Source organism: Flavobacterium keumense, assembly GCF_029866485.1.
GTDB lineage: Bacteria > Bacteroidota > Bacteroidia > Flavobacteriales > Flavobacteriaceae > Flavobacterium > Flavobacterium keumense.
On record NZ_CP092332.1, the window covers coordinates 1800010 to 1826309 of the forward strand.

Annotated in this window: 21 protein-coding genes and 4 tRNA genes; 9 read left to right on the forward strand and 16 right to left on the reverse strand. The window is 34.8% G+C overall.

What is annotated here, in order from left to right:
- Window positions 1–34 precede the first annotated feature (34 nt).
- Complete coding sequence (locus MG292_RS08110) at window positions 35–1213, reverse strand: acetyl-CoA C-acyltransferase (protein WP_264533230.1); 1179 nt, start codon at window positions 1211–1213, stop codon at window positions 35–37.
- A 237-nt stretch (window positions 1214–1450) separates the two neighbouring features.
- Between MG292_RS08110 and MG292_RS08115 the strand changes: the two genes are divergently transcribed.
- From MG292_RS08115 to MG292_RS08145, 7 genes are all read left to right on the forward strand, one after another.
- Window positions 1451–1534 (forward strand) — tRNA-Ser (locus MG292_RS08115).
- Between the two features lie 17 nt (window positions 1535–1551).
- A tRNA-Pro gene (locus tag MG292_RS08120) sits at window positions 1552–1626 on the forward strand.
- 12 nt (window positions 1627–1638) lie between these two features.
- Window positions 1639–1712 (forward strand) — tRNA-Arg (locus MG292_RS08125).
- 67 nt (window positions 1713–1779) lie between these two features.
- Window positions 1780–3459, forward strand: coding sequence for an RHS repeat domain-containing protein (locus tag MG292_RS08130; RefSeq protein ID WP_264533229.1), 1680 nt, complete (start codon window positions 1780–1782; stop codon window positions 3457–3459).
- A gap of 2 nt (window positions 3460–3461) precedes the next feature.
- A complete protein-coding gene (locus tag MG292_RS08135; RefSeq protein ID WP_264533228.1) occupies window positions 3462–3800 on the forward strand; it encodes a hypothetical protein in 339 nt (112 codons plus the stop codon).
- Window positions 3801–4059: 259 nt separating this feature from the next.
- Window positions 4060–4707, forward strand: coding sequence for an IS1 family transposase (locus MG292_RS08140; protein WP_264533227.1), 648 nt, complete (start codon window positions 4060–4062; stop codon window positions 4705–4707).
- A 246-nt stretch (window positions 4708–4953) separates the two neighbouring features.
- The gene (locus MG292_RS08145) at window positions 4954–5220 is read left to right on the forward strand and encodes a hypothetical protein (protein ID WP_264533226.1); all 267 of its coding nucleotides are present in this window, start codon (window positions 4954–4956) and stop codon (window positions 5218–5220) included.
- 287 nt (window positions 5221–5507) lie between these two features.
- On the opposite strand, the gene MG292_RS08150 is transcribed toward MG292_RS08145, so the two are convergent.
- The 15 genes from MG292_RS08150 to MG292_RS08220 all read right to left on the reverse strand — a co-directional run bounded on the left by MG292_RS08150 (window position 5508) and on the right by MG292_RS08220 (window position 21247).
- Window positions 5508–5592 (reverse strand) — tRNA-Ser (locus MG292_RS08150).
- Window positions 5593–5744: 152 nt separating this feature from the next.
- Complete coding sequence (ribB, locus tag MG292_RS08155) at window positions 5745–6878, reverse strand: 3,4-dihydroxy-2-butanone-4-phosphate synthase (RefSeq protein ID WP_264533225.1); 1134 nt, start codon at window positions 6876–6878, stop codon at window positions 5745–5747.
- Between the two features lie 8 nt (window positions 6879–6886).
- Window positions 6887–8326: an LptF/LptG family permease gene (locus tag MG292_RS08160; RefSeq protein ID WP_264533224.1), complete on the reverse strand. Its 1440-nt coding sequence runs from the start codon at window positions 8324–8326 to the stop codon at window positions 6887–6889.
- Between the two features lie 7 nt (window positions 8327–8333).
- Window positions 8334–8981 carry an outer membrane lipoprotein periplasmic chaperone LolA1 gene (gene lolA1, locus MG292_RS08165; RefSeq protein ID WP_264533223.1) on the reverse strand — a complete coding sequence of 216 codons (648 nt, stop codon included), beginning with the start codon at window positions 8979–8981 and terminating at the stop codon, window positions 8334–8336.
- A 27-nt stretch (window positions 8982–9008) separates the two neighbouring features.
- Window positions 9009–11483 carry a DNA translocase FtsK gene (locus MG292_RS08170; protein ID WP_264533222.1) on the reverse strand — a complete coding sequence of 825 codons (2475 nt, stop codon included), beginning with the start codon at window positions 11481–11483 and terminating at the stop codon, window positions 9009–9011.
- Window positions 11484–11508: 25 nt separating this feature from the next.
- Entirely contained in the window at window positions 11509–11880 is a 372-nt protein-coding gene (locus MG292_RS08175; RefSeq protein ID WP_264533221.1) for a diacylglycerol kinase, read from the reverse strand.
- Between the two features lie 10 nt (window positions 11881–11890).
- Window positions 11891–12388, reverse strand: coding sequence for a thiol peroxidase (gene tpx / locus MG292_RS08180; RefSeq protein ID WP_264533220.1), 498 nt, complete (start codon window positions 12386–12388; stop codon window positions 11891–11893).
- A 161-nt stretch (window positions 12389–12549) separates the two neighbouring features.
- On the reverse strand, window positions 12550–12807 hold the full coding sequence (locus MG292_RS08185) for a DUF6952 family protein (protein ID WP_264533219.1): 258 nt from the start codon (window positions 12805–12807) through the stop codon (window positions 12550–12552).
- A gap of 19 nt (window positions 12808–12826) precedes the next feature.
- Window positions 12827–13135: a thioredoxin family protein gene (locus MG292_RS08190; protein ID WP_264533218.1), complete on the reverse strand. Its 309-nt coding sequence runs from the start codon at window positions 13133–13135 to the stop codon at window positions 12827–12829.
- 98 nt (window positions 13136–13233) lie between these two features.
- Window positions 13234–13872 (reverse strand): peroxiredoxin, encoded by a 639-nt coding sequence (locus MG292_RS08195; protein ID WP_264533217.1) that lies wholly within the window; start codon window positions 13870–13872, stop codon window positions 13234–13236.
- Between the two features lie 142 nt (window positions 13873–14014).
- Entirely contained in the window at window positions 14015–15622 is a 1608-nt protein-coding gene (locus MG292_RS08200; RefSeq protein WP_264533216.1) for a glycoside hydrolase family 3 protein, read from the reverse strand.
- Window positions 15615–16886 (reverse strand): MFS transporter, encoded by a 1272-nt coding sequence (locus MG292_RS08205; protein ID WP_264533215.1) that lies wholly within the window; start codon window positions 16884–16886, stop codon window positions 15615–15617. Before MG292_RS08205 ends, MG292_RS08200 begins: the two co-directional genes overlap by 8 nt.
- A 5-nt stretch (window positions 16887–16891) precedes the next feature.
- Window positions 16892–18442, reverse strand: coding sequence for a glycoside hydrolase family 10-like protein (locus MG292_RS08210; protein WP_280157845.1), 1551 nt, complete (start codon window positions 18440–18442; stop codon window positions 16892–16894).
- A gap of 76 nt (window positions 18443–18518) precedes the next feature.
- On the reverse strand, window positions 18519–19727 hold the full coding sequence (locus MG292_RS08215; protein WP_264533213.1) for an anhydro-N-acetylmuramic acid kinase: 1209 nt from the start codon (window positions 19725–19727) through the stop codon (window positions 18519–18521).
- 11 nt (window positions 19728–19738) lie between these two features.
- Window positions 19739–21247: a sodium:solute symporter gene (locus MG292_RS08220; RefSeq protein ID WP_264533212.1), complete on the reverse strand. Its 1509-nt coding sequence runs from the start codon at window positions 21245–21247 to the stop codon at window positions 19739–19741.
- Between the two features lie 105 nt (window positions 21248–21352).
- Between MG292_RS08220 and nagB the strand changes: the two genes are divergently transcribed.
- Complete coding sequence (gene nagB, locus MG292_RS08225; protein WP_264533211.1) at window positions 21353–23269, forward strand: glucosamine-6-phosphate deaminase; 1917 nt, start codon at window positions 21353–21355, stop codon at window positions 23267–23269.
- A gap of 109 nt (window positions 23270–23378) precedes the next feature.
- Window positions 23379–26291 (forward strand): FAD-binding and (Fe-S)-binding domain-containing protein, encoded by a 2913-nt coding sequence (locus MG292_RS08230; protein ID WP_264533210.1) that lies wholly within the window; start codon window positions 23379–23381, stop codon window positions 26289–26291.
- Window positions 26292–26300: the final 9 nt, after the last annotated feature.

Below are 26300 nucleotides of genomic sequence, written 5' to 3' on the forward strand. Positions count from 1 at the left end.
TTTTTATAATTATGATTTAAATCAAGATCATGATTTAGGCTCTCTCAATTACTATGGCTGAAGCACCACCTCCGCCATTGCAGATGGCAGCAGCTCCAATTTTACCATTATTTTGTTGTAAAACATTCAATAAAGTAACGATAATTCTTGCTCCAGAACAACCTAGAGGATGGCCTAATGAAACCGCTCCACCATTGATATTTATTTTATTAATGTCAATATTTAATAGTTTCGCATTAACTAAACCTACTACAGAAAAGGCCTCATTAAACTCAAAACAGTCCACATCTTCAACAGTGAGATTTACTTTTTTTAAAGCTTTAGGTAGTGCTAATGCGGGACTTGTAGTAAACCATTTTGGTTCTTGTGCAGCATCGGCATACGAAAGAATATAAGCTAAAGGTTGTAATCCTAAAATTTTGGCTTTGTCTTCACTCATTAAAATTAGCGCTGCTGCTCCATCGTTAATAGTAGAAGCATTGGCGGCAGTTACCGTTCCGTCTTTGGTAAAGGCAGGATTTAAGCCGCTAATTCTGTCTAGCTTCACATTGGTATACTCTTCGTCTTTTGATACGATTACAGGCTCTCCTTTTCGTTGTGGTACTGCAACCGGAACAATTTCGTTGTCAAATTTTCCAGATTCCCAGGCTTTCGCACTTCGTTCATACGATTGAATAGCAAACTGGTCTTGTTCATCTCTTGAGATTTTATATTCGCTGGCGCAAAGGTCGGCACTAACCCCCATAGCGGTATTGTCATAGGCGTCGGTTAGTCCATCTTTCTGCATTCCATCTAGTAGGGTAGTTGGGCCAAATTTAGTCCCAGCTCTTAGGTGTGTATAATGAGGAATCAAACTCATGTTTTCCATTCCGCCTGCCACTACTACTTCGGCGTCCCCAGACTGGATGGCTTGAGCGGCAAACATCACTGATTTCATTCCAGAGGCGCATACTTTATTTATGGTTGTACAAGCCACTGAATTGGGCAAACCAGCAAAAAGAGCTGCTTGTCGGGCAGGTGCTTGGCCTACGCCGGCTTGTACCACATTGCCCATGAATACTTCGTTAACTAAGGAAGGGTCGAGATTGATTTTTTCTAGCGCGCCTTTAATGGCAACAGCTCCTAATTGTGGGGCAGGAGTAGTAGATAATCCTCCCATAAAACTTCCAATAGGAGTTCGGGCAGCGGCAACAATAACGACTCTTTTGTTCATAGCACTTCTGATTAGTTGATGTAGCAAATTTACTCTTTTTTATGCAAATTCAAATTTTGATTTCAGTATTCTGTTTTTGGAATTATTTTTGGAATTTTATCGATGGCTACTCGCTTGATTGTGAACTGATTTAACTTAAATCTAAAAATAAAAGTAAAAAAAGCTATAAAATAGTTGTTATTAATACAATGATGTGCTACATTTGCCACCGCAAAATAGGACACGTTCTTTGAGCTTGGAGAGGTGCCAGAGTGGTAATGGAGCAGATTGCTAATCTGTCGACGAGCAATCGTCGCCAGGGTTCGAGTCCCTGTCTCTCCGCTTTTAATTTTGCTTTTCGGGGTGTAGCGTAGCCCGGTTATCGCGCCTGCTTTGGGAGCAGGAGGCCGCAGGTTCGAATCCTGCCACCCCGACACAACAATATTGGACGCATAGCTCAGCTGGATAGAGCACCTGCCTTCTAAGCAGGCGGTCGAAGGTTCGAATCCTTCTGCGTTCACATCATAAACCCACTGAAAACAGTGGGTTTTTTTGTTTCTGTTTTATTTCAAAGTTTTTTATTATATTTGATTAAACGCAAAGTCAGGAGACTTTGCGCAGCTGGTTTTGTTAGAAATTATGGCTATAAATACGATAACTTGAACCGTTTGAAAGACGCTACCTACCAAAAGTCAGGGCAAGTGACTGGTATGTATAACGAGAACTTAAGTTATGATAAGAATGGCAATATTATGAATTTAAGCCGTAATGGCGACCGAGACGAACAGTATTTGCCGATACAAATTGATAATTTACAGTATGGTTATGCTACCAACTCGAACAAGCTTATGAGTGTGGTGGATAACTCGAATAATACCAGTGGTTTTAAAGATGGTAACACCACAGGAGACGACTATGTATATGATGCTAACGGTAATATGACGGTGGACAAAAACAAGAATATTACCAGTATAGTGTACAACCATTTGAACCTGCCTACCAAAATAATTTTTCCAACTGGAAATATTGTGTACTCTTACACTGCTAGTGGACAGAAAATGCAAAAAATAGTAACAGAGGGAACCAATACTACCACCACGGATTATTTAGGGGGTTACCACTACCAAAACACGGTATTGCAGTTTTTTCCAACAGTAGAAGGCTATGTGAAAAACACTTCTGTGAGTGGTACTAACTCGTACAGTTATGTGTTTAATTACACGGACCATTTAGGGAATGTTAGAATTAGTTACACTCAAAATCCTAGCACCAACACACTTACCATTTTGGACGAGAATAGTTATTATCCTTTTGGGTTGAAGCATACTGTTAGTAATACTGTTGTTCAGGGACAGGATTATAAGTATAAGTATAACGGAAAAGAACTGCAAGATGAGCTGGGGCTTAACTTGTACGATTATGGGGCAAGGAATTATATGGCGGATATTGGTCGTTGGGGAAGTATTGATAATAAATCAGAAAAATATGTTTCATTATCCCCATATCACTATGCAGGAAACAACCCAATATTATATTTAGATGTTGATGGTAATGAATTTACAGAAGATGCTTGGAAATGGGTAAATAGATTAATTGCTGATATTAACTCTAGACAAGAAAAAAACAATAGCAGTATTGCTGACTATAAAGCTAAAATTGCAGAAGGTGGTAGTGACAGACAGATAGCAAGATGGAATAAAAATATTAACTCACTTACAGCCAATAATGCAGAACTTGAAACTACAAGAGGAGAAACTGCAACATTAGCAGCTTCCTCACAAGTTTACGATGTTGTAACCAATAATGCAGGTACAGAACGAGACGCATTAGGTAATACTACAACTACCAACCAAACAACCTTTAATAGCGATAACAACAGAGTTCAACTAACTGTTTCTTCTGGTACAGATTTAGGGCTTTTTTCCCACGAATTAAAGCATATGTATCAATTTGAAACAGGAGAAACCACATTAGGATTAACTAAAAATAATGGAGGCATAAGTCTAAAAGGGAATAATCTTTTATTTTATGATTTATCAGATGAAGTTCAAGCCTATCAAAGAGGGGCATTATTTGGACAAAGGGAAAATATAAATTCTGTATCTGATGTTTTGGCAAAAGGAATATATAGCGACAAGATTCCTTCAGGACCTATTAATGCTGTTAATCACCCAAATGCAGCAGCTATAAAAAATAATCCTCAATCATTTGCTAATAGTTACAATGCTGCTTTTAGAATTGGAACTACAACATATAAACCGCGATAAGTATGAAAAAATTAATTCTATTTATAGGAATTTTGATACTATTTGCTTCTTGTAATAAAAATATCTATGGGAAGTATAACACTAATTATTCAAAAGATAAAAGTGCATTTTTTCAAATAACTTTGAATTCTGATAATACTGTTGAAAAAACTGAGATACATACGATAAGTAATTCTGCGAATGGTAAATTTATAGTAAAGGATAAAAAGGTAATTTGTTATTTAGACTCAACAAAATTTGGATTCCCTCCTGATACTTTAATATTCAAAGTTAAAGGCAATAGGCTTTATCCTGTAAGAAGAGGAATTGTCAATTCAAAGTTTTATTTAAGAAAAGAATGATTAATGTTTTATACGTATTCAAATAACTTAATAAAATTAAGATTTGTTTCTGATAAAGGTAGTGTATCAAAGTTAGTGATGACACAAATTCCATAATTTAATATGTTGATAATCAATATTTAAATTGGTCGTGTATCAAAGTTAGTGATGACACAAATTCCACAATTTAACATGTTGATAATCAATATTTAAATTAATTTATTTCAAACAAGGGAGACTATAGTCTCCCTTTTTTTATTTTTTCTTAAAAACGCTAAAAATGGCTTTTAATACGTCCTCGTGTGTCAAAGTTAGTGATACTAAAATTTGTCCTCATTGTACTGCTCCTACACTCATTAAAAATGGGTTTACTTCTAATCGAAAACAACAATTTTATTGTAAAACGTGTACGAAACGTTGCATAGATTTTTATACAAATAATGGCTATGGTAAAGAAATCAATGCCCATATCATAATGCTTATTAAAGAGGGTATGGGAATTAGAAGTATGGCTCGAGTTTTATGTATTTCTACCACCACTTTACTAAAACGCATATTGTTTATTGCCAAAGGAGTACAATCGCCACCCATTTATTCTGGTCAAATCTATGAAGTAGACGAAATGAGGACTTTTTTAAGGCATAAAGGCAAGGTAATTTGGATTGTATATGCTTTAGATAGAGTCAATAAAAATGTAATCAGTTTTGCTGTTGGTTCAAGAACCAAGAAAACACTCAATCAAGTTATCAAAACCGTAGTACTTTCCAATCCCAAACGAATTTATACTGATGGATTGATTCACTACAAATTTTTAATTCACAACACTATTCATAAAGTCACTCGCTTTGGAACCAATAGAATTGAAAGAAAAAATCTGAGCCCCCCAGCTGGCGCGAGCGTCTCGCTCGTGCCTAGAAATAAAAATTAATTAAAAATAATTTTAAAAGAGCAACTACGGTTGCCCCGCTCCCGCACGAATCCTTTCGTGTGGTATGTGAGTATCTAGCGAAGTAATCTATCAAAATTAGTGATGAAAATCTAATTTAAAATGAGCAACTACGGTTGCTTTTTTTGAGTACTAAAAAAATAAACAGGTATTCTAGCCCCGATAGCAGCGGCATCCCCCGCTAGGGGATATAGCGAATAGCGGGACAGTACGGGTTGAGAAGATGCGATGGGTGCTGCTAAAAAAAACAAAACCATAGAAGGACAAACCGTGGCAACTTCAGTAAAAGGTTTGGCAACAGGTTCTTGGACACGAGTGGCTACTACCACGGCAGAGACCAAGGGCGAAACAGCACATACCTTGTATGATGTTAAATACCACCTAGTGCGCACGCACAACAAAAACTATTTGGGCGGATATACGTACACTGACAGTAAAGTAGATGCTTTTACGGGTCAGGTGCAATACACCATAGAGCGCCATAGACGTTTTTGAGAACCGCCTTAAAAAGGGTGATTTTTATGTTTAAAATTAAGTAAATTGTGGGGATATTGTGGGAATAAATCAAAATAAAAAAATAACTAATTGATAATCAATTTTTAGGGCTTTAATTCTGCGGAAAAAGAGGATTATTTCATGTTCCCAAAGGGAGAGTCCTACAATGAAAACCCAATCCAAAATAAATTTTGTTTGATTATTTATTTCTTCCTTACTCTCTAAAGTTAACTTTTCGAGTTGAAAGAAATAAAAAACCCGAAACTCTCGTTTCGGGTTTTATGTTGCGGAGAAAGAGGGATTCGAACCCCCGGACCTGTTACAGTCAACAGTTTTCAAGACTGCCGCAATCGACCACTCTGCCATTTCTCCAATAAGACGCATCCGTTTTGCAGTTGCGAGTGCAAATATAAGTGCTTTTTTTGGTTATGCAAATCTATTTGAATAAAAAAAACATCATTTTTTGAACGTGTTTTTTAATTGTTTCATTTTCTTTGTTTTAGAGATCAAATAAGATTTGTTTTTTAATAAGTAACGTGTTCTATAATTTCTAAACCATAACCAATCATACCCACACGCTTACTTTGACTAGTATTGGTAACAAGTCGTATTTTTGAGATGTCTAAGTCATGTAAAATTTGTGCACCAATTCCAAAATCTTTGGTGTCAATGATAATTTTTGGTGCTTCCATTTCTCCCTCGGCTTGTAATTGTTTCAATTCGGCAATTCTATTTAATAAATTTATAGATTGCATATCTTGATTGATAAATATGACTGCTCCTTTTCCTTTTTCATTAATGGTTTGAAACATTTTATCCAATTGGTGATCGGCATTGTGAGTTAGAGTTCCCAATAAGTCATTATTGACTTGAGACGAATTGATACGGGTCAATACAGGCTCTCCTAAATTCCAAGTCCCTTTAGTCAAAGCGATATGAACTTGTTTATTTGTGGTTTGTTCGTAGGCTCTTAATCTGAAGGTTCCAAAACGAGTAGTAATATCAAAGTCTTCTTTTTTGACAATCAAACTGTCATGTTGTACCCGGTAAGCTACTAGATCTTCAATAGAAACTAATTTCAGATCGAATTTTTTTGCAATTGTATATAATTCAGGTAGACGAGCCATACTACCATCTTCATTCATTATCTCTACAATGACTCCAGCGGGTTTGAATCCCGCTAGACGGGCAAAGTCAATAGCGGCTTCTGTATGTCCTGTTCTTCGTAATACGCCACCTTGTTTGGCAATCAAAGGGAAAATATGTCCTGGACGGCCTAAATCATGTGGTTTAGTGTCAGGATTAACAAAGGATAATATAGTTTTTGCACGGTCAGCTGCCGAAATTCCAGTAGTTACACCATGCCCTCTCAAATCGACAGAAACCGTAAAGGCAGTTTCCATAGGGTCGGTATTGTTAGTTACCATCCTGTGTAGTCCTAATTCTTTGCAACGATTTTCAGTCAATGGAGCGCAAATTAAGCCTCTTCCATGAGTAGCCATGAAGTTAATCATTTCAGGAGTTACTTTTTCAGCTGCTGCCAAGAAATCACCTTCATTTTCTCTATTTTCATCATCTACTACAATAATAACCTTGCCTTGTCGAATATCTTCTATGGCTTCTTCAATAGTATTGAGTTGTATTTTAGTTGTTGTCATGTGTTGGTTCAATTTTGTGAAGGAAAGAATTTCTTAACTATTTTTTGAAATGGAGCAAGGACGATATCAATATTTACTAATCCAATATCATTTGTAGCACGGTAGGTTAATAGAATGGCTAATGGACTTAAAATGAATGAAGACATCCAGGACCCAATAAAAGGAGTTAGTCCACCTTCTTGTGAAATTCGTTTTCCAAATGTGTTAATAAAGTGAAACGAAATAAAAATGAGTACGGCAAATACCACCGGAAGTCCTAGACCTCCTTTTCTAATAATAGCGCCTAAAGGGGCCCCTATGAAGAACATCAAGAAACATGCAAAAGCGATAACAAACTTATCATACAAAGCAATTAAATGTCCGTTAATGTTTTCTTGTTTTCGTTTGAATTCCAAATTAGAGTTTTCAATAGAATACTTTACACTTTCTACATTGCTATTGGTTAGGTTAAGCAAGTCTAATTGTTGTTGTGGAGTAAACAATGCTAATACATTTTTTGGAACCACTTTTTTAGGGTGTTTTGCAATTGTAATAGGTCGTGTGGCTTTTTGAATACCCACTCTTTGGTTGATATTTTCTGAAAAAGAAATGATTTCTGTTTTGAATGTTTTATTTAAGGAATCAAGCGTATAATTCAATTCGTTAGCACTCAACATAGTATTGGTATTAGTAACGCTTTCATCGTTTAGATCGACTTTGTTTAATTCTGATAAATCAATATTGATAATGTCTTTTTTAAAGGCACTTTTTACAAAAGGCATTTTAGGTCGATCTTCATAATTTTTAGGCAAAATATCTTCGTAGTAGTTGCCATCGTTTAGGATTAGTTGTAGGATGTTAGAATCCTTGCTACTAATTAATTTTCCATCTTTGGCTTTAATTACAATTCTACTACCATCACCTAAATCTGTCTTTTTATGAATGGTAATTCCTGATAGTAGGTTGCCATCTTCTCCAGATTTTTTATTGACTTTGATGTTGTAGCTACCTACATCGCTAAATTGTCCTTCTGCAATTGCCAAAGCAGGTTGGGCTTGTGCAATATTTTTTCTAAAATTGATGAATTTATATTCTGCAAAGGGAATCACATTGTTAGCAAAAAAGAAGGCAGCAATACTAAATAAACTGATTAAAATAAAAAGAGGGCGTAAGGTTCTTTGTAATGAAATCCCTGCTGATTTCATTGCTGCTAATTCATAGTTTTCGGAGAAATCCCCAAACGACATTATCGAAGCCAATAAGATCGATAAGGGCAGTACTAGCGGAATCATTCGAGGCATGGAGAATACTAAAAATTTTAGAATCATATAGATGTCTAAATCTTTACCTGCAAGTTCTGCAATTAATAGCCAAACGGTTTGGAGTATGAATATAAAAAAAAGGATTACAAATACTACTGTAAAAGTAATCAGAAAGGTTTTTAAAATGTATTTATCAAGAATTTTCACCGAGAGACTAATCTAATGTATTGATGTAATAGTTCGGATATTTATTTTTTGCAAAGGTAAATTGATTTTTTGGTAAAGGCGTGTTAGTTTTAAAAGAAGTAACAGTCAAGGTAGTTTTAGTTCCTTTTTTACCCACTTCTATTATGTTGTATATGTTTTTAGTTTGAGTGTCTATTCCAAGTAATATTTCTTTTCGTTGGTCTTTTGAACTTATTGGAACTAATTTTACATATTGAATTTTTTTACCTTTAACAGTTGTAGCTTCGTTCAAGGTGTATTTGTAACCCGAATTAAAAAAGGTCAACATTTTAGTAGGGGTAACAGTGGTGTTATCATTTTCATCCACTTTAGAGATGGTAATTTCTTCATCTTCAGGAACGATAGTATAGATTTTTTTACCATCAAATAACTTAGTGATTCCCATAAAATTTAAAACATATTGATTGCCTTTTAATATCACATTTCCTTTACTATCTTGATTGATATTTTCTTTTGCATTGGAAAGCGAATATTTAAAATCAATTACAATAGAAGTATAGCTTTTCACTTTTGTTGCAACTTCATCCAAAAGCGCTTTGGCTTTCTTGTCTTGCGCTTGAGCGTTCCAACTCAATATTAAAATTCCTGTAATAAGTATATTTTTAAAACTAGTCATCAATGTGTCTTTACGTTATTTAATCGGTTAATTTTGTTCGTTATTAAAGAATTCCTCTAAAGCCATTATGTCAGTAATGTTAACATTACGTGCTTTGCTTCCTTCAAATGGACCAACAATTCCAGCTGCTTCTAATTGATCAATCAAACGACCAGCTCTGTTGTATCCTAATTTTAGTTTCCTTTGTAATAAAGAGGCCGAACCTTGTTGGGCATTAACAATGATTTCAGCAGCTTCTCTAAATAATGAATCTCTTTCAGAAATATCAAAATCAAGTCCTATACCTGAGGTTTCTTCTCCAATGAATTCTGGAAGTAAATAAGCTGTAGCGTATGCTTTTTGTGAACCAATAAATTCTGTAATTTTTTCAACTTCAGGAGTATCTACGAAGGCACATTGTACACGTACTACATCATTCCCGTTGGAATATAATAAATCACCTCGTCCAATTAATTGATCAGCCCCTTGCGTGTCTAAAATAGTTCTCGAATCAATTTTTGAAGTTACTCTAAAAGCAATTCGGGCAGGGAAGTTGGCTTTAATTAAACCTGTAATTACGTTTACCGACGGACGTTGTGTCGCGATGATTAAGTGGATTCCAATCGCACGCGCTAATTGTGCTAAACGCGCTATAGGCACTTCCACTTCTTTACCAGCGGTCATAATCAAATCGGCAAACTCATCTACTACCAAAACGATGTAAGGTAAAAAGCGATGGCCGTTTTCAGGATTTAATTTTCTGGATTTGAATTTTTCATTGTATTCTTTAATGTTACGCACCATAGCGTCTTTCAACAAAGAATAACGGTTGTCCATTTCTACACAAAGCGAGTTTAATGTATTGACTACTTTCGCATTATCAGTGATAATAGCGTCATCACAATCAGGTAATTTAGCTAAATAATGTCTTTCAATTTTATTGAAAAGGGTTAATTCTACTTTCTTTGGATCTACCAAAACGAATTTCACTTCAGCAGGGTGTTTTTTGTACAAAAGCGAAGTTAATACGGCATTCAATCCAACTGATTTTCCTTGACCAGTTGCTCCAGCCATTAACAGGTGAGGCATTTTGGCCAAATCTACTACGAAAGTTTCATTCGAAATAGTTTTACCTAAAGCAATAGGTAATTCCATTTCGGCTTCTTGAAATTTGGTTGAACCAATAGCACTTTTCATCGATACCATAGTTGGGTTCTTGTTAGGCACCTCGATTCCAATTGTTCCTTTTCCTGGTATAGGAGCAATGATACGAATTCCTAAAGCTGAAAGTGATAGCGCAATATCGTCTTCTAAGCTTTTGATTTTTGAAATACGAATTCCTGCTTCGGGAACAATTTCATATAAAGTCACCGAAGGGCCAACAGTAGCTTTGATTTGTGCAATTTCAATTTTGTAGTTGCGAAGTGTATCTACAATTTTGTTTTTGTTTTCTTCTAATTCTTCTTGATTGATTGTAATTCCGCCACTTGAATATTCTTTTAATAAATCAATGGTTGGGAATTTATAGTTGGATAATTCTAAAGTAGGGTCAAATAATCCAAAATCAGCTACTAATCGAGAGGCTAAATTTTCTTCAACGATATCCTCTTCTTCCGCTTTTTCAATGACAAAAGCTTCGTCATTAGTAGTAATAATAGTAGGCTCTTTGTGAATAGGGGGAGGTGTTGGAGTAAAAGGCTGAGTTGCAATTGGCTCAACAATCGGTTTTGGCAAAGTGTCTAAATTGATTTCAGATGAAGAACTAATGGTTGGTTTTAGGGCTTCTTTGTTGATTTCAAATTGTGAAGTAGGTGTTTTTAGATGAATTCCATCTAATTCCTCGTCTTTTTCTTCTTCCACTGTTGGAACAGCATATTCTTCTAAGTTATAACTACTTTCAGTAGATTTCTCAGGACTAACAGTTATTTTGGATTCGATTTCTTTCTTCGAATTTTCAATAAAATTATGGATAGACTCTGGAGAAACTTTGATTTTAAAAATGAGGTAAATTACTAAACCAAAGATAAGAATTAATAGCGTACCTGTTTTACCGATATAATCTTGTAAAAACAAATTCATTTCGTATCCAATAACACCACCTAACTCAGGTGCTGAGGTAGCAAAAAATCCAAAGATTATAGAAACGATAATCATGGCAAATAAATCCCAAAACCAAGTAGTTCTCAATTTACCTAGAGGAATTCCTAAAAACAAATACAATCCTGTTAGGAAAAATAAGCGTACAAAAAGGAAAGAAGCAACACCAAAACCTTGGTACACCAAAATATCAGATAAGTAAGCTCCAAATTTTCCTAGCCAATTGTCAACAGTTACATTTCTGTCTGTCAATTTTGCTACAGCACTTTGATCGGCTTGGCCATGTATATAAAAGGATATGAAAGCTACTAGTAGTGCAATTGAAAATAACACTAAAAGACTACCCAATACAATTTTATTTTGTTTGGATAATTTCCACGGTTTCTTTTCCGTAACTTCAGATTCGTTTTTAATTTTCTTTGCCATTCTTAATTATTGAAGTGTTCTAAAATTAGAATTTTGGTAGGTATATCACTAAACCAATAATTATTGCAGTTATTGCTGCAAAAAATACAGCCCCAGCCGCAATATCTTTGATAAAGCCAATACGTTCATGGTATTCTGGATGAATAAAATCGGCTATTTTTTCAACAGCTGTATTGAGTCCTTCAATACTCATTACTAATCCTATGGCAAAGATTTGGAAAAGCCATTCTGTTGGGGTAATATTAAAATAAAAACCAGCAATTGTCATCAAGATTCCAAGAGAAAATTGTGTCATTACACTGTGTTCTGTAGTAATTAATTTGAAAGCGCCCTTGTAAGCAAAAGTGACACTTTTTAATCGTCCTGAAACAAATCGATTATCTTTTTGAAATTCCATTGACGTAGTATTAAAGTACAGCTAATGCTGCTTCGTAATTAGGTTCGTTAGCAATTTCTTGAACTTGTTCTGTATGTAAAATAGTTCCTTTTTCGTCAATTACAATTACGGCTCTAGAATGTAAACCGGCTAAAACACCATCAGTAATTTCTAAACCATTGGTTTTACCAAAGCTTCCATCTTTAAAATCAGAAAGATTGACTACATTCTCAATTCCTTCAGCACCACAAAAACGCTTTTGAGCAAATGGCAAATCTCTTGAAATGCAAAGTACAACAGTGTTATGTAAGTTGGCTGCTGTTTCGTTAAATTTTCTAACCGATGCAGCGCAAGTTCCTGTATCAATACTTGGAAAAATATTTAGTACGACTCTTTTACCTGAAAAATCAGCTAGAGTAGCAATTGAAAGATCATTTTTTACTAACTTAAAATCAGCTAGTTGAGTACCAATTTTTGGCAATTCACCTGAAGTGTGCACTGGATTTCCTCCTAATGTTATAGTTGACATACTATGTGTTTTTAATTGAGTTTCAAAAGTATGAAAATTAATTCAGATTTTAGATTGAAGTGGCACTTTTCTATGGATAACACAATAAAAAATAAGAAATCCAAGTATAAAAAAAACGCACCCTGTTGGGTACGTTCATACTGTATTTATGTGAATTCCATTTATTTGTCAATTGAACCTAAAACACGTTTCATAAAAGTATTTAGAGCTTCTTTTTTATCCACACCATCCTTTACTAGTTTTTGTACTTCTAAAGCACCATACATATTTGAAATTAATTCGCCAATAACATCTAATTCTTCATCTTTTAGTGACGGAATTTCAGTCATTGCTTCTAATACTTCAATAGTTTCGATAATATAATCTTGATCGTTATCTTCGATGAATTGAGTTAAATGTTTAATAACGGGTAATTTCATAAGTGTGTGGTTTTATTTATTAAGCAATTTCATTTACTAAATCAGCTAATACTTCTTGTTTGTTCGTTTGTGTTTCGTTGACTAATTTTCCATTTACGAATGTAGCAAACGTAGGCAGGTTGCTTACATTAGCTAATTTTCTTGATTCTGGAGAATTTTCGGCATCAACTAACACAAAAGTCAATCCCTCATTTTCTGAAGCCAATTTTTTGAATTTTGGTTTCATGATTCGGCAATTGCCACACCAAGAGGCAGAAAACTGAACCACCACTTTTTCGTTTTTTGATACTAAGTCCTGTAAGGTGTCTTCGTTTAATTCGATTAACATAGCTTTATATTTTTAATTTCAATGGCAACATCAATTAACAATCTCAATAAGCTATTGAGATTGTTATTGTTTCTTGATATTGTAATTGAACTGTATTATTAGTGAGATCCTAAATAAGCAGCAGTACTGTTTCTATCAGCTGTCATTGCTTCTTTACCAGCTTCCCAGTTAGCAGGACACACTTCTCCTTTTTCTTGAACGTGTGTGTATGCGTCAACTAAACGTAAATATTCGTTTACATTACGTCCTAATGGCATATCGTTTACACTTTCGTGGAAAATCTTACCAGTTTCATCGATTAAGTAAGTAGCTCTGTAGGTTACATTAGAACCTTCCACGATTACTGTGTCTAATTCTTCGTTATATTCAGCACTTTCTACATCAAGAATTCCTAAAATGTTAGATAAGTTTCTTGTAGTATCTGCTAACAATGGATAAGTAACACCTTCAATACCACCATTATTTTTAGGAGTATTTAACCAAGCAAAGTGAACTTCGTTAGTATCGCAAGAAGCACCAATTACAATAGTGTTTCTTTTTTCGAATTCTGGTAAAGCAGCTTGAAAAGCGTGTAACTCAGTTGGACAAACGAAAGTGAAATCTTTTGGATACCAAAATAATAATACTTTTTTGTTGTTTTTTGTAGCTTCTTCAAAAATGTTGATTCTTAAATTATCTCCCATTTCAGAGATAGCATCGACAGTGATGTTTGGGAATTTTTTTCCTACTAATGACATATTGTTTGTTTTTAAGTTAAAAATTTATTGGTGCAAATGTAGCCCACACATAAAGATAGTAAAATAAATTTTAATTATAAAAATTTATTAAGCAATAATTTATTACTATTAATTTGGTTGAAATAAAATGTAAGTTGTTGATTTATATGTTTTTAATTGTTACAGGAAGTTGTCCTTTGCATTCTGAATTTTGAATGAACTGTTGGGCTGCAACTTCTTGGAAAACTTCAAAATCCTGATAAACCACCACGATTTCTTTGGCTAAAGCCAAGTTAGGGATGACTTGCAATGCATACGGATTTCCAAAAACATATAGCACGCATTTTTTGGTTTCAAGAAGTTCGTTGAGATAAATAATTACTTCAGCTTCAATTTCAAATTGATTCAAAGGTTTTGCTTTGGGTACGAATAATGAAATTAAAAGGGTTTCATAATTGGCAATTTCTGGTTTGAAATGAATTGGGTTTTCTTTTGAAATTGAGAAAACTGGCGCATTCAATAAATGTCTTACTTTATTAGCAAAACCATCGCCGTAGATGCTAAGTTGTGCGAGATTCTTTTTTTGAACAGCTTGTTGTATAAAATTAGTACTACTATCAGATTTAACTTTTGTCAAACAATTTTCGGCAATTTTTCGATTTAATTTTTCACTAATTGAAAAATCAAAATCAACTGAAGTTGGATTTGGAAAAATAAATTTATCATCTAAAAGCCCTACTTTTTCTTTGTATTTTAAAATTCGGGAATAACTTGCCTCAATTCGTTCAGTACTCGCATTTTGATAAATGGCCTGAATTCCTTCGGCTACATTTTCAGCAAAGCATAAAATATCATTACCAGCATTGAATGCTTCCCATTCTAATTGTCCTTTGGTTTGATATAAATCAGAAACACTTTTCATGTTTAAGGCATCGGAAATAATCAACCCCTCAAAATTCAACTGATTGCGAAGCAGGTTTTCAATAATATTCTTTGATAAAGTAGCCGAAGTGTTTTTTCCATCGTTTAAAGCGGGTACAGCCAAATGTCCAATCATAATAGAATCTACCTTGTTTTCAATTCCTTTAATGAACGGATACAATTCGTTGTGCATCAATTGCTCTAAATTTTCATTCAAAATAGGCAATCCCAAATGCGAATCCACATTCGTATTTCCGTGACCAGGAAAATGTTTCAAACAGCCCAGAATTCCGGCGTCTGACATTCCTTTTAAATAAGCGTTGGCAAAAAGAGCTACCTTTTCTTTGTTTTCTCCAAAAGAACGGTACCCAATCACAGGATTGTCAGGATTATTATTTATGTCTGCCAATGGCGCTAAGTTATACTGAATTCCAGCAGCTTTTAAGTCGTAACCTATTTGTTTTCCCACTTCGTACACCAAATCAATTTCAGATTCAGGTAAAGCTCCTAATGTTATTGCATACGGATATTGTGGTGTTTTTTCAATACGCATGGCCAAACCCCATTCGGCATCAATACTCATTAAAAGAGGAGTAGGTGCACATTTTTGATAGCGTACAATAAGTTCTTTAAGTTTTTTATAACTGTCATCATTGAATACTACTTTTTGCTTACTCTCGTAATTCGTAGCTGCACTGGCCCGACTGTGAAAGAAAGTGAGTCCACCAATGTTATGGTTGCGAATTAAAGCTTCGGTAGCTTGAATATTTTCTTCGGTATCGTTGATAAAAACTGCAGGGAAGAAAAATTGTCCTATTTTTTGCTCTAAAGTCATAGTTGAATTATTCATTGTTGACTGATTTCTTTCCAAAGTCGGCTGGAAATACTAAAAATCGCGACAAGATTATTCCTGGAATCGTACTGCAAAATACCCAAATAAAGAAATTTCCATATCCTAAGTATTCTTGAATGTAACCACTTACCATTCCGGGTAGCATCATACCTAACGCCATAAAACCTGTGGCTAAAGCGTAATGCGATGTTTTTGATTCGCCTTCGGCAACATAGATTAAGTACATCATAAAAGCGGCAAAGCCAAAACCATAGCCAAATTGCTCAATGATTACTGCCAAATAAATAAACAACGTATTTTCAGGATGAAAATGAGATAGTAGAATAAATCCAATAATAGGTAAGTGCATAATCAAAATCATGGGCAACATCCATTTGCCCAATCCTTGTTTAGAAATAGCAATTCCTCCCAAAGTACCTCCGATAAGTAATGCAATAACTCCAAAAGTTCCATAAATAATTCCAACATCTTCGGTGGTTAATCCCATTCCGCCGACATCTTTAGGGTCAATTAAAAAAGGGGTCAACATCTTCATTAATTGTGATTCGCCTAAACGAAATAAAAGAATAAATGCCAAAATAATCCCAATTTGTTTTTTTTTGAAAAAACTGGTAAAAACGGTAGTAAAATCTTTTTGTTGTTCCGAAGATTCAGTTCTAGTTTCGTTTTCCGAGATAGGAGTAGCAAATAAATTATACAATGTAATTGCTGTCATAAGGAGTCCAACAATAATCATAGTGTACGACCATGCTTTTGTTTTGTCCCCCAATTCTGTTTCTAGATAGCCACCGATGATCACGATTAAGCCATTTCCAGTTAACATTGAAAGTTTGTAAAACGTACTTCTAATTCCTAAAAAAAATGATTGTTGGTCTTTGGATAGGGCTAATAAATAAAACCCATCTGATGCTACGTCATTTGAAGCAGACGCAAAAGCCGCTATCCAAAAAATAGCTAGGGTTATGATGAAAAAATGGTTAGTAGGTAGAGAAAGACCTACAATTAAAAAAGAAATTGAGATAAGCAATTGCATACTTAAAAACCATTTTCTTTTGGTACTATGTAAATCAATAAATGGACTCCACAAGGGCTTTATCACCCAAGGTAGATAGAGTAAACTAGTGTAGATACCGATATCTTCATTGCTGATTCCTAAGTTTTTGTACATGATTACCGATACTAAAATAATAATAGCATATGGGAAACCTGAAGCAAAGTTCAATATTGGAATCCAAAGCCAAGGGTTTTTCTCTGCTTTCATAGTGGTTATTTACTGTTTTTAATTGTAGCTAATGGTAATTGTGTCATGATTTCTTTACTTTCATTTCCATAATAGTCAATGTAGGATAAAGCAAAATTAGATTTATTTTCAATAGTTGAAATTGGTATTCGAATAAATAAGCGATTGTTGTTTTTGTGTACAAAATAACGATCAATGATTTGACTAGGGTCATCACTGTTAATTATTGAATTGGCTTCAGTGCCATAAAAAACTACATAGCGCACGTTATTGCGTGTAGGTTGTAACGAAATTACTAAATCGGTTTTATCTTTTACAACGCTAGTAATTCTGGGTACATCAAATACTAATTTTTTAAAATTAGGAACTGAAGCAGGGATTGCTGGGAATTTGTATTGATTTTCAGCTAGTAATTGAGTAACGTCTTGGTTTTTGTTAAGAAACCATTTTGCACTAAAAAAAGCATTTCCTTGTACATTATTAAATGAACGTGTGTACTCAATTTGATTTGGGATTTCTGTTGGTAAATCCCATTTTTTATCTGGGTCAGACTTGATTTTATAGGTGCTATTCCCAACGTAAATGGCCGTGTTTTTAGCATTTTCAGACCACCATTTTAGCAATTTACTATAAGACGCTTTTGGGTGATCCAAGCTCCAATATAATTGTGGTAGGATGTAGTCAATCCAGTTGTTTTCCATCCAAACCAAAGGATCAGCAAATAAATCGTCATAGTTGGTTTGTCCGGCTTGTGTATCCGAACCTCTTGGGTCTACTGATTTATTGCGCCAAACTCCAAATGGACTAATGCCAAATTGTACCCAAGGTTTGATTTTTTTGATGCTTATCGAGATTTGTTGAATAAAAGTGTTCACATTATTTCGTCTCCAATCGGCTAAAGTAAGACCATTACCATATTTGTTGAATGAAGCAGTATCATTGAATTTTTCTCCATCAACAGTATAGGGATAAAAGTAATCATCAAAATGAATAGCATCGATATCATATTTTTGAACTACTTCTTCTACTACTTTTGTCAAGTGATTTTGTACTTCAGGAAGCGCAGGATTGTAATAGTATTTCCCTGCATATTTAATCATCCAATCGGGATGCTTAATCAAGTCGTGTTTTTTACTTAATATTTCGGTATTAGAACCTGAGGTGGCACGGAAAGGATTTAACCACGCATGAAATTCAAAACCTCGATTGTGAGCTTCAGTAATCATCCATTCTAACGTATCAAAATAGGGTGAAGGTGCTTTGCCTTCTTTTCCAGTTAAGTTGCGTGACCAAGGCGCTAATTCAGAAGGGTAAAAAGCATCACCATTACTGCGAATTTGAACAATCACGGCATTGTAATTGAGTTTTTTGTAGGATTCTAAAATTTCAATAAAATCGGCTTTTTCTTTTTCAACACTATCAGTATTGTTTTTTGGCCAATCAATATTGGCTACGGTGGCAATCCAAACTGCTCTAAATTCGTTTTTAGGATATATTATTTTACTTTGTGCTGTGCTATTGGTAATAGAAAGTAGCGTAAATAAAAAAGCAAAAGTAAAGGACTTGTAATTCATCATTATGGGGTTCATCTTATAGAATACAAAAATAGACTTTTTAGAACAGTTGTTGTGCTAAAAAAGACATAAAATAATTTTAATTTGGGAACGAAATTTTACCCATTGTTACCGATGGGATTCCTTTTTTAGTACCAAAATGAGTAGTGCCTCCAGCTACCGTTTCGTTAGCCAATACAGCAAAAAGTATTGCTTCTTTCGCATCCGCAGAGATTCCTAAATCGTTAGTATTTTTAAAAGAACAAGGCAGTAAATCATTTAGATATTCCATTAATAGCGGATTGTGTATTCCTCCTCCCGAAACATAGACCGTAATAGTATCAGTAGTTGCTTCACTATTTTGTATTGCATACAGAATTGCTTCAGCAGCTGTTTCGGCACTAAAGCGTGTAAGGGTCGCTACAACATCTTCAACAGGGAGGTGTTGCGTTTGACTTTCTGTCATTGCGCTCTGAATATAGTCTAAATTGAAGAGTTCAGGCCCAGTAGTTTTGGGAAACGGTTCTTTGAAAAAAGAATTGTCTTTAAGCGCCTGTAACAATTCTGCATTTATAGTTCCTTTTCGGGCTATTTGGGCATCTTTGTCGTAACTCATTTTTGGAAAATGTAATTTTACAAACGCATCAATAAGTGTATTTCCGGTACCTGTATCAGTAACAAAAACGTGTTCTGGATTTTGATTTTTGGGCAAAAAAGTAAAGTTTCCAATACCACCTATGTTCAGCATGATTCGGTTTTCTTTTTCACTTCCAAAAAGGTAATAATCGCCATAAATTGCTAATGGAGCACCTTCGCCTCCTGCAGCTACGTGCTTTTGTCTAAAATCTGAGATAGTAATAATTCCAGTGCGAACGGCAATATGATCACCATCTCCAATTTGTAAAGTAGCATTAGGAAATTGCACTTGTTGGTGTAAGATTTTTGGAGCGTGCATTACCGTTTGTCCATGCGAGGCAATTAAATCAACTTCAGCAGGAGCAATATTCCATTCTTTTAGGCAATCTAAAACGAGATTAGCATGTAAAATTCCAATCCATTCGTTTAACAAAGCTAAATGTTGAAAATCAATTGTTTTTTTAGCAAATACTTTTCGGATTTCAGCTTTTATAGCTTCAGAATACGGTATGGTTTTAAACTTTTTTAGTTGAACTACTGTGCTTTTAGATGCTCCCGAAATTTCACATAACGCTACATCCAAACCGTCCAATGAAGTGCCCGACATCAATCCAATAATAGTTCGAGTAGGTTTTTGTGCGATTCTGTAAAGCGATTCAATATTGGTATTCATTTAAAATGGATTTAAAAATGGTATTTATCGGCAACGGTTTTACTGGTTAGTAATAATCCTGTGAAAGTGATGAGTGTATTGAGAATGATTAATTCGTTATCAAAAACATAACCCCCTAAAAGATTCACTGAATTTTCGTTGATAAGAAAGGTTAATGCAGGAGATAGTAAACAAATGAAAGGTACTAAACGGTCATTCACTTTTTTAGATTTCATAAATAAACCAAAAGTATATAATCCTAAGAGCGGTCCGTAGGTGTAGGATGCCACTCTAAAAATCATTCCAACAACCGAACTATCATTAATAGCATTAAAAACTAATATGACCAAAAACATACAAGCTGAAAAAGCAAAATGAACAATGTGTCGTGTTCGAACTAAATTTTCTTTCTGACTGTTCTCCACTTTATCCATTCCTAAAAAGTCCACACAAAAAGAAGTGGTTAGAGCGGTTAAAGCTGAATCGGTTGTGGCAAAAGTGGCAGCAATTAGTCCCAATAGGAAAACAATAGCAGGAAAGGTAGCCAAATGGTGTAAAGCTATTTCAGGAAAAAGTAAATCGGTTCGCGGTTTATTGGTAACCAAATCCAACGGAACTTGAATGTTATTTTTGGTAGCATATATGTAAAGCAAAGCACCAACACTTAAGAAAAATAAGTTGATGATTACAAATATTGTCGTAAAACTAAACATGTTTTTTTGTGCTTCGCCAATGTTCTTACAACTTAGGTTCTTTTGCATCAAATCTTGATCTAATCCCACCATTGCAATGGTTACAAACATTCCGCCCAGAATTTGTTTTACAAAATGAAATTTACTTCCGATAAAATCTTCAAGGAAAAAGATTTTAGAATAGTTGCTATTTTTTACTTCTTCAAAAGCGCTAACCACACTTAAATCTAAGCTACTACAAATGAAAAAAATGGTCATAAATACTGAAGCGACTAAGAAGAATGTTTGCAACGTATCAGTAATGATGATGGTTTTTAAACCTCCTTTGTAAGTGTAGGAAAAAATCAATAGCAACGAAATTAATACCGTAGCTGCAAATGGGATGTTATAATAATCAAAAACATATCGTTGCAAAACAATCACCACCAAATACAATCGAAAGGCAGAAGAAATAGTACGACTTACCAAAAATATAGAAGCTGCTGTTCGGTAACTATAAAATCCCATTCGCTGTTCGATATAACCGTATATGGAAGTTAAGTTCATTCGGTAATAAAGTGGTAAAAGCAATTTAGCTACAACAATAAATCCAATAGCATTTCCTAAGATAAACTGAAAATATTTGAATTGTTCTCCATTAGGCGAGCCTACTTCACCAGGAACAGAAATAAAAGTTACTCCAGAAAGTGCGGTGCCAATCATTCCAAAAGCTACTAAATACCATTTGGAGTTTTTATTGGCAGTAAAAAACACATCGTTTCCACTATCTTTTTTACTCACAGCATGAGAGATGTAAAAAAGAGTTCCAAAGTAGAATAGAATAAAAAGTAGGATAAGGTTTGGACTCATTTTATTAAATTGATTTTAATTAAAGACAAATATGCTAAAATATTTTCGTACTACTTATTTTGTTTTTTATATTTATACCACTTTAACTATCCAAATCTATATTTTATGAAAAACAATCCTTCTTTAGTTTATGAAAAACCGGGTAAATATGAAAGTTCTCGATTTGAAAAGATTCATAATGTTATTTTTGATAATTCAGTTTTAGGCTCCATAGCTGTAGCCAATGAAATAGCTACTTTAATTAGAGAAAAACAAAAAACAAATTCTATTTGTGTTTTAGGATTGGCAACAGGTTCTTCTCCAATCAAAGTGTATGAAGAATTAATTCGTTTGCACAAAGAAGAAAATCTAAGTTTTAAAAATGTCGTTACGTTCAACCTTGACGAATATTTTCCGATGCAACATGATGATATTCAAAGTTATCATTATTTCATGAAGGAACATTTATTTAAGTATATTGATATCTTGCCAGAAAATGTACATATTCCTACAGGAAATTGTAGCCTTGAAGAAAGTAGTGTTCTTTGCGCTCAATACGAGGAGAAGATTAAAAGTATGGGTGGTTTGGATTTTCAATTATTGGGTATAGGAAGAACAGCACATATTGGTTTTAATGAGCCCGGGTCACATCTCAACTCCACTACGCGTATGGTTACTTTAGACCATCTCACAAGGTCTGATGCAGCAAGTTCGTTTTTAGGAATGGAAAATGTACCTAAAAAAGCGGTAACTATGGGTATTTCTACCGTTTTGGAAGCCAAAAGAATTGTTCTATTGGCTTGGGGACAAAACAAAGCCGAAGTAGTTCAGGAAACAATCGAAGGCGATGTTACATCAAAGAAACCCGCTTCGTATTTACAAAATCATCCCAATGTTACTTTTGTTTTAGACCAAGAAGCAGCATCGTTATTAACCCGAATTAATACGCCATGGGTAGTAGACAGTTGTGAATGGAATCCAGATTTAATTAGTAAAGCTATTGTTTGGTTATGCGAAAAAACACAAAAATCCATTTTGCATCTTACAGATAAAGATTATTTTGAACACGGTATGGAAAGTTTGCTTGCTATTGAAGGCACAGCCTACGATTTAAATATAAAAATGTTTAATAGATTACAACATGCAATAACGGGATGGCCGGGCGGGAAACCTAATTCGGAGTTTCAAAAGCGTCCCGAACGTTCTAGTCCGGAGAAAAAAAGAGTGATTATCTTTAGTCCGCACCCAGATGATGATGTCATTTCAATGGGAGGTACTTTTGACCGATTAGTAGAGCAAGGACACGAAGTGCATGTGGTGTATCAAACCTCTGGCAATATTGCCGTTTCTAATGATGAAGCCTTGAAATTTGCCGAAATTGGATTGGTTTTTAATCCTACAAATGAATCCTACATCAAGATTATTGATTTTATTAATAAAAAAAGCAGTAGTGTTTCAGATATTGTAGAATTACGGAATTTAAAAGCGCAAATTCGTCAAAAAGAATCGTTAGGAGCTACACGATATTTAGGTTTACCCGATAAACAGGTACATTTTCTAAATCTTCCGTTTTATGAAACCGGTACTATAAAAAAGAGCCCTTTGTCTAAAAATGATGTAGCATTGATGGTAGGAATTATCGATGCAATTCGTCCTCATCAAATTTTTGCAGCGGGAGATTTAGCAGATCCTCATGGTACACATAAAGTTTGTTTAGACGCCTTGTTTATGGCCTTAAAAGAAATCAAACATCAACCATTTATGAATGATTGTTGGGTATGGCTATATCGTGGTGCTTGGCACGAATGGGAAATTCATGAAATAGATATGGCTGTTCCAATGAGCCCAAATCAAGTATTGAAGAAACGCACCGCTATTTTTTATCATCAATCGCAAAAAGATGGTGTTATGTTTCAGGGGGATGATTCCAGAGAGTTTTGGGTTCGCGTTGAAGAACGCAATAAAGATACTGCAGAAAAATTTAAAGCATTGGGCTTAGCCAGTTATGCTGCAATGGAAGCATTCAAAAGGTATCATTACTAAATCAGCATAATTTAATTTCTAGCGCTTCGAATGAATAACTATTTAAAGCGCTAGAATTTTTATATTTGTCAACCAAATGCTGACTACTCAGTAATTACATCCGAATACAATGTCACAAATACTACCTTTACAACAACTGTCAAACGCATTAGAAGGGGATCTTTTCTATGACGAATTACATAAAATTATATATTCTACCGATGCTTCGGTTTACCAAATCAAACCTATTGCGGTAGCTAGGCCAAAATCGGTAGCAGATATTCAATCCTTGGTTCGATTTGCCAATGAATACCAAATTCCATTAACGCCAAGAACTGCAGGAACTTCTTTAGCTGGTCAAACGGTGGGTAGCGGAATTATAGTGGACGTCTCCAAATATTTTACAAAAATTGTCTCTTTTGATAAAGAAAATAAAACGGTTACGGTTCAGCCAGGTGTGATTCGCGATGAGCTGAATTTGTTTTTAAAACCACACGGTTTGTTTTTTGGTCCCAATACTTCTACGTCTAATCGTTGTATGATAGGGGGAATGGTAGGAAACAATTCGTCGGGAACAACTTCCATTCGCTATGGAGTGACACGAGATAAAATTGTGGAACTAAAAGCCATTTTGAGTGATGGTTCGGCTACGGTTTTTAAATCCCTTACTTCGGAGGAGTTTGTCGAGAAAACAAAAGGAGATTCCTTGGAAAATCAGATTTACAGAACATTGTATGAAGAACTTTCCAATTCTGAAACGCAAAACGAAATCGTAAAAGAATTTCCAAAACCTGAAATTCACAGAAGGAATACAGGCTATGCCGTTGATTTATTATTGAAATCGAATTTGTTTTCTGGTACCGAACCCACAATTAATCTAGGAACCTTACTTTGCGGAAGTGAAGGAACTCTAGCTTTTACTACAGAAGTTACGCTGAAAGTAGACGATTTGCCTCCTACACATAATATTATGGTGGCGGCACATTTTCACACCATTCAAGAAAGTTTAGAAGCTGTAATGATAGCGATGAAACATCATTTGTACACTTGCGAAATGATGGACGATACAATTTTGAATTGTACCAAAACCAATAGAGAACAAGCGAAAAATCGTTTCTTCATACAAGGAGATCCCAAAGCAGTGATTATGTTAGAAGTGGCTTCGGATTCCTTGGAAGAAGCCGAACGACAAGCGGATGCTTTAATTGCCGATTTAGAACAAAATAATTTTGGTTACGCTTTGCCTAAGTTATACGGAGATGAGATAGATAAGATTAATGACTTACGAAAAGCAGGTTTAGGACTTTTAGGAAGTATAGTGGGTGATGATAAAGCAGCTGATTCTATTGAAGATACGGCAGTTGAGTTGAGCGATTTACCAAATTATATTGCCGAATTTGCTGCGATGATGAAAAGTTACGGACAAGAAGCAATTTATTATGCCCATGCAGGTGCAGGAGAATTGCATTTGCGACCTGTCTTGAATTTAAAAAAGAAAGAAGATTTACAATTATTTAGAACCATTGCAACTGAAGTGGCTGTTTTGGTCAAAAAATACAGAGGTTCGCTTAGTGGAGAACACGGGGACGGAATTGTACGCGGTGAGTTTTTGCCGTACATGATTGGAGAAAGCAATTATGAATTGCTAAAACGTATCAAAAAAGCATTTGATCCGAATGCTATTTTCAATAGAGGTCGTATTACTGATACACCTAAAATGGATGAAAATCTTAGGGTAGAATCGGGGAGAGTAGAACCGGAAATTGAAACGATACAAGATTTCTCAGACAGTATGGGGATTTTGCGCGTGGCTGAAAAATGTAACGGTTCTGGTGATTGTAGAAAATTGCCATCGGCAGGAGGCACTTTGTGTCCGAGTTACCGTGCCACTCGAAATGAAAAAGATACGACTCGTGCTAGAGCTAATGCGTTAAGACAATTTTTAACCGATTCGGAAAAAGAGAATAAATTTGATCACGACGAATTATACCAAGTGTTTGAATTGTGTGTGAGTTGCAAAGCTTGTGCAAGTGAATGTCCGAGTAATGTAGATGTTGCTTCTTTGAAATCCGAGTTTTTGTATCAATACCAAAAAGCAAATGGGTTCTCTACTAGAAATAAAACATTCGCCTATAATGCCAAATTGAATAATTTAGGTAGCTTAACACCTAAATTGACCAATTGGTTTACCAACTTATCTATTGTCAAAAAGAAAATGGGAATTGCTCCGCAGCGAGTAGTACCACATTTAGCTCCAAAGACTTTTCGAAAATGGTTGGATAACAATCATAAAGAACTCGAAGAAGGAACCTATCCTAATGGCCAAGTTCTATTGTTTTGTGATGAGTTCACTAATTTTTATGATGTTTCGGTAGGAATTGATGCTTATGAACTTTTGACAAAATTAGGCTATCAAGTCTTGGTAGTAGATCATCAAGAAAGTGGGCGTGCATTTATTTCTAAAGGATTTTTGGAACAAGCCAAGGCGATTGCTTCTATTAATGTGGATATTTTCAAGGAAATTGTTACCGATGCAATTCCTTTGATTGGAATAGAACCCTCGGCTATTTTGACTTTTAGAGATGAATACATTCGATTGGCAGAAGATAAAGCAGGAGCGGAACAACTTGCGAAGCACGTTTTTACAATAGAAGAGTTCTTTAAAAACGAGATTGCTAAAGGAGCTATTCGTTCTGAGCAATTCTCGGATGAAGCAAAAGAAATTAAAATTCACGGACATTGTCATCAAAAAGCATTGAGTACTGTTGAAGCTACTTTTGCCATGTTGAATGTACCTAAAAATACTACAGTTACTATTTATAACTCGGGTTGTTGTGGAATGGCAGGTTCTTTTGGTTACGAAAAAGAACATTATGAAGTGAGTATGCAAATGGGTGAAGATACTTTGTTTCCAAAAATTAGAGCAACCGAAAGTACTGTTGCTATTGCAGCAGCAGGAACAAGTTGCCGTCACCAAATATTTGATGGAACATCGAGAGAAGCGCAACATCCAGTTACAATTTTAAAATCTTGTTTAAAATAATCGGTATTA

Excerpts from the sequence above, each read along its gene's own strand:
- MG292_RS08110 (WP_264533230.1), bottom strand. The coding sequence starts at position 1,213 with ATGAACAAAAGAGTCGTTATTGTTGCCGCTGCCCGAACTCCTATTGGA.
- MG292_RS08135 (WP_264533228.1), top strand. The coding sequence starts at position 3,462 with ATGAAAAAATTAATTCTATTTATAGGAATTTTGATACTATTTGCTTCT.
- MG292_RS08140 (WP_264533227.1), top strand. The coding sequence starts at position 4,060 with ATGGCTTTTAATACGTCCTCGTGTGTCAAAGTTAGTGATACTAAAATT.
- MG292_RS08145 (WP_264533226.1), top strand. The coding sequence starts at position 4,954 with ATGGGTGCTGCTAAAAAAAACAAAACCATAGAAGGACAAACCGTGGCA.
- ribB (WP_264533225.1), bottom strand. The coding sequence starts at position 6,878 with ATGACAACAACTAAAATACAACTCAATACTATTGAAGAAGCCATAGAA.
- lolA1 (WP_264533223.1), bottom strand. The coding sequence starts at position 8,981 with ATGACTAGTTTTAAAAATATACTTATTACAGGAATTTTAATATTGAGT.
- MG292_RS08170 (WP_264533222.1), bottom strand. The coding sequence starts at position 11,483 with ATGGCAAAGAAAATTAAAAACGAATCTGAAGTTACGGAAAAGAAACCG.
- MG292_RS08175 (WP_264533221.1), bottom strand. The coding sequence starts at position 11,880 with ATGGAATTTCAAAAAGATAATCGATTTGTTTCAGGACGATTAAAAAGT.
- tpx (WP_264533220.1), bottom strand. The coding sequence starts at position 12,388 with ATGTCAACTATAACATTAGGAGGAAATCCAGTGCACACTTCAGGTGAA.
- MG292_RS08185 (WP_264533219.1), bottom strand. The coding sequence starts at position 12,807 with ATGAAATTACCCGTTATTAAACATTTAACTCAATTCATCGAAGATAAC.
- MG292_RS08190 (WP_264533218.1), bottom strand. The coding sequence starts at position 13,135 with ATGTTAATCGAATTAAACGAAGACACCTTACAGGACTTAGTATCAAAA.
- MG292_RS08195 (WP_264533217.1), bottom strand. The coding sequence starts at position 13,872 with ATGTCATTAGTAGGAAAAAAATTCCCAAACATCACTGTCGATGCTATC.
- MG292_RS08200 (WP_264533216.1), bottom strand. The coding sequence starts at position 15,622 with ATGAATAATTCAACTATGACTTTAGAGCAAAAAATAGGACAATTTTTC.
- MG292_RS08205 (WP_264533215.1), bottom strand. The coding sequence starts at position 16,886 with ATGAAAGCAGAGAAAAACCCTTGGCTTTGGATTCCAATATTGAACTTT.
- MG292_RS08210 (WP_280157845.1), bottom strand. The coding sequence starts at position 18,442 with ATGATGAATTACAAGTCCTTTACTTTTGCTTTTTTATTTACGCTACTT.
- MG292_RS08215 (WP_264533213.1), bottom strand. The coding sequence starts at position 19,727 with ATGAATACCAATATTGAATCGCTTTACAGAATCGCACAAAAACCTACT.
- MG292_RS08220 (WP_264533212.1), bottom strand. The coding sequence starts at position 21,247 with ATGAGTCCAAACCTTATCCTACTTTTTATTCTATTCTACTTTGGAACT.
- nagB (WP_264533211.1), top strand. The coding sequence starts at position 21,353 with ATGAAAAACAATCCTTCTTTAGTTTATGAAAAACCGGGTAAATATGAA.
- MG292_RS08230 (WP_264533210.1), top strand. The coding sequence starts at position 23,379 with ATGTCACAAATACTACCTTTACAACAACTGTCAAACGCATTAGAAGGG.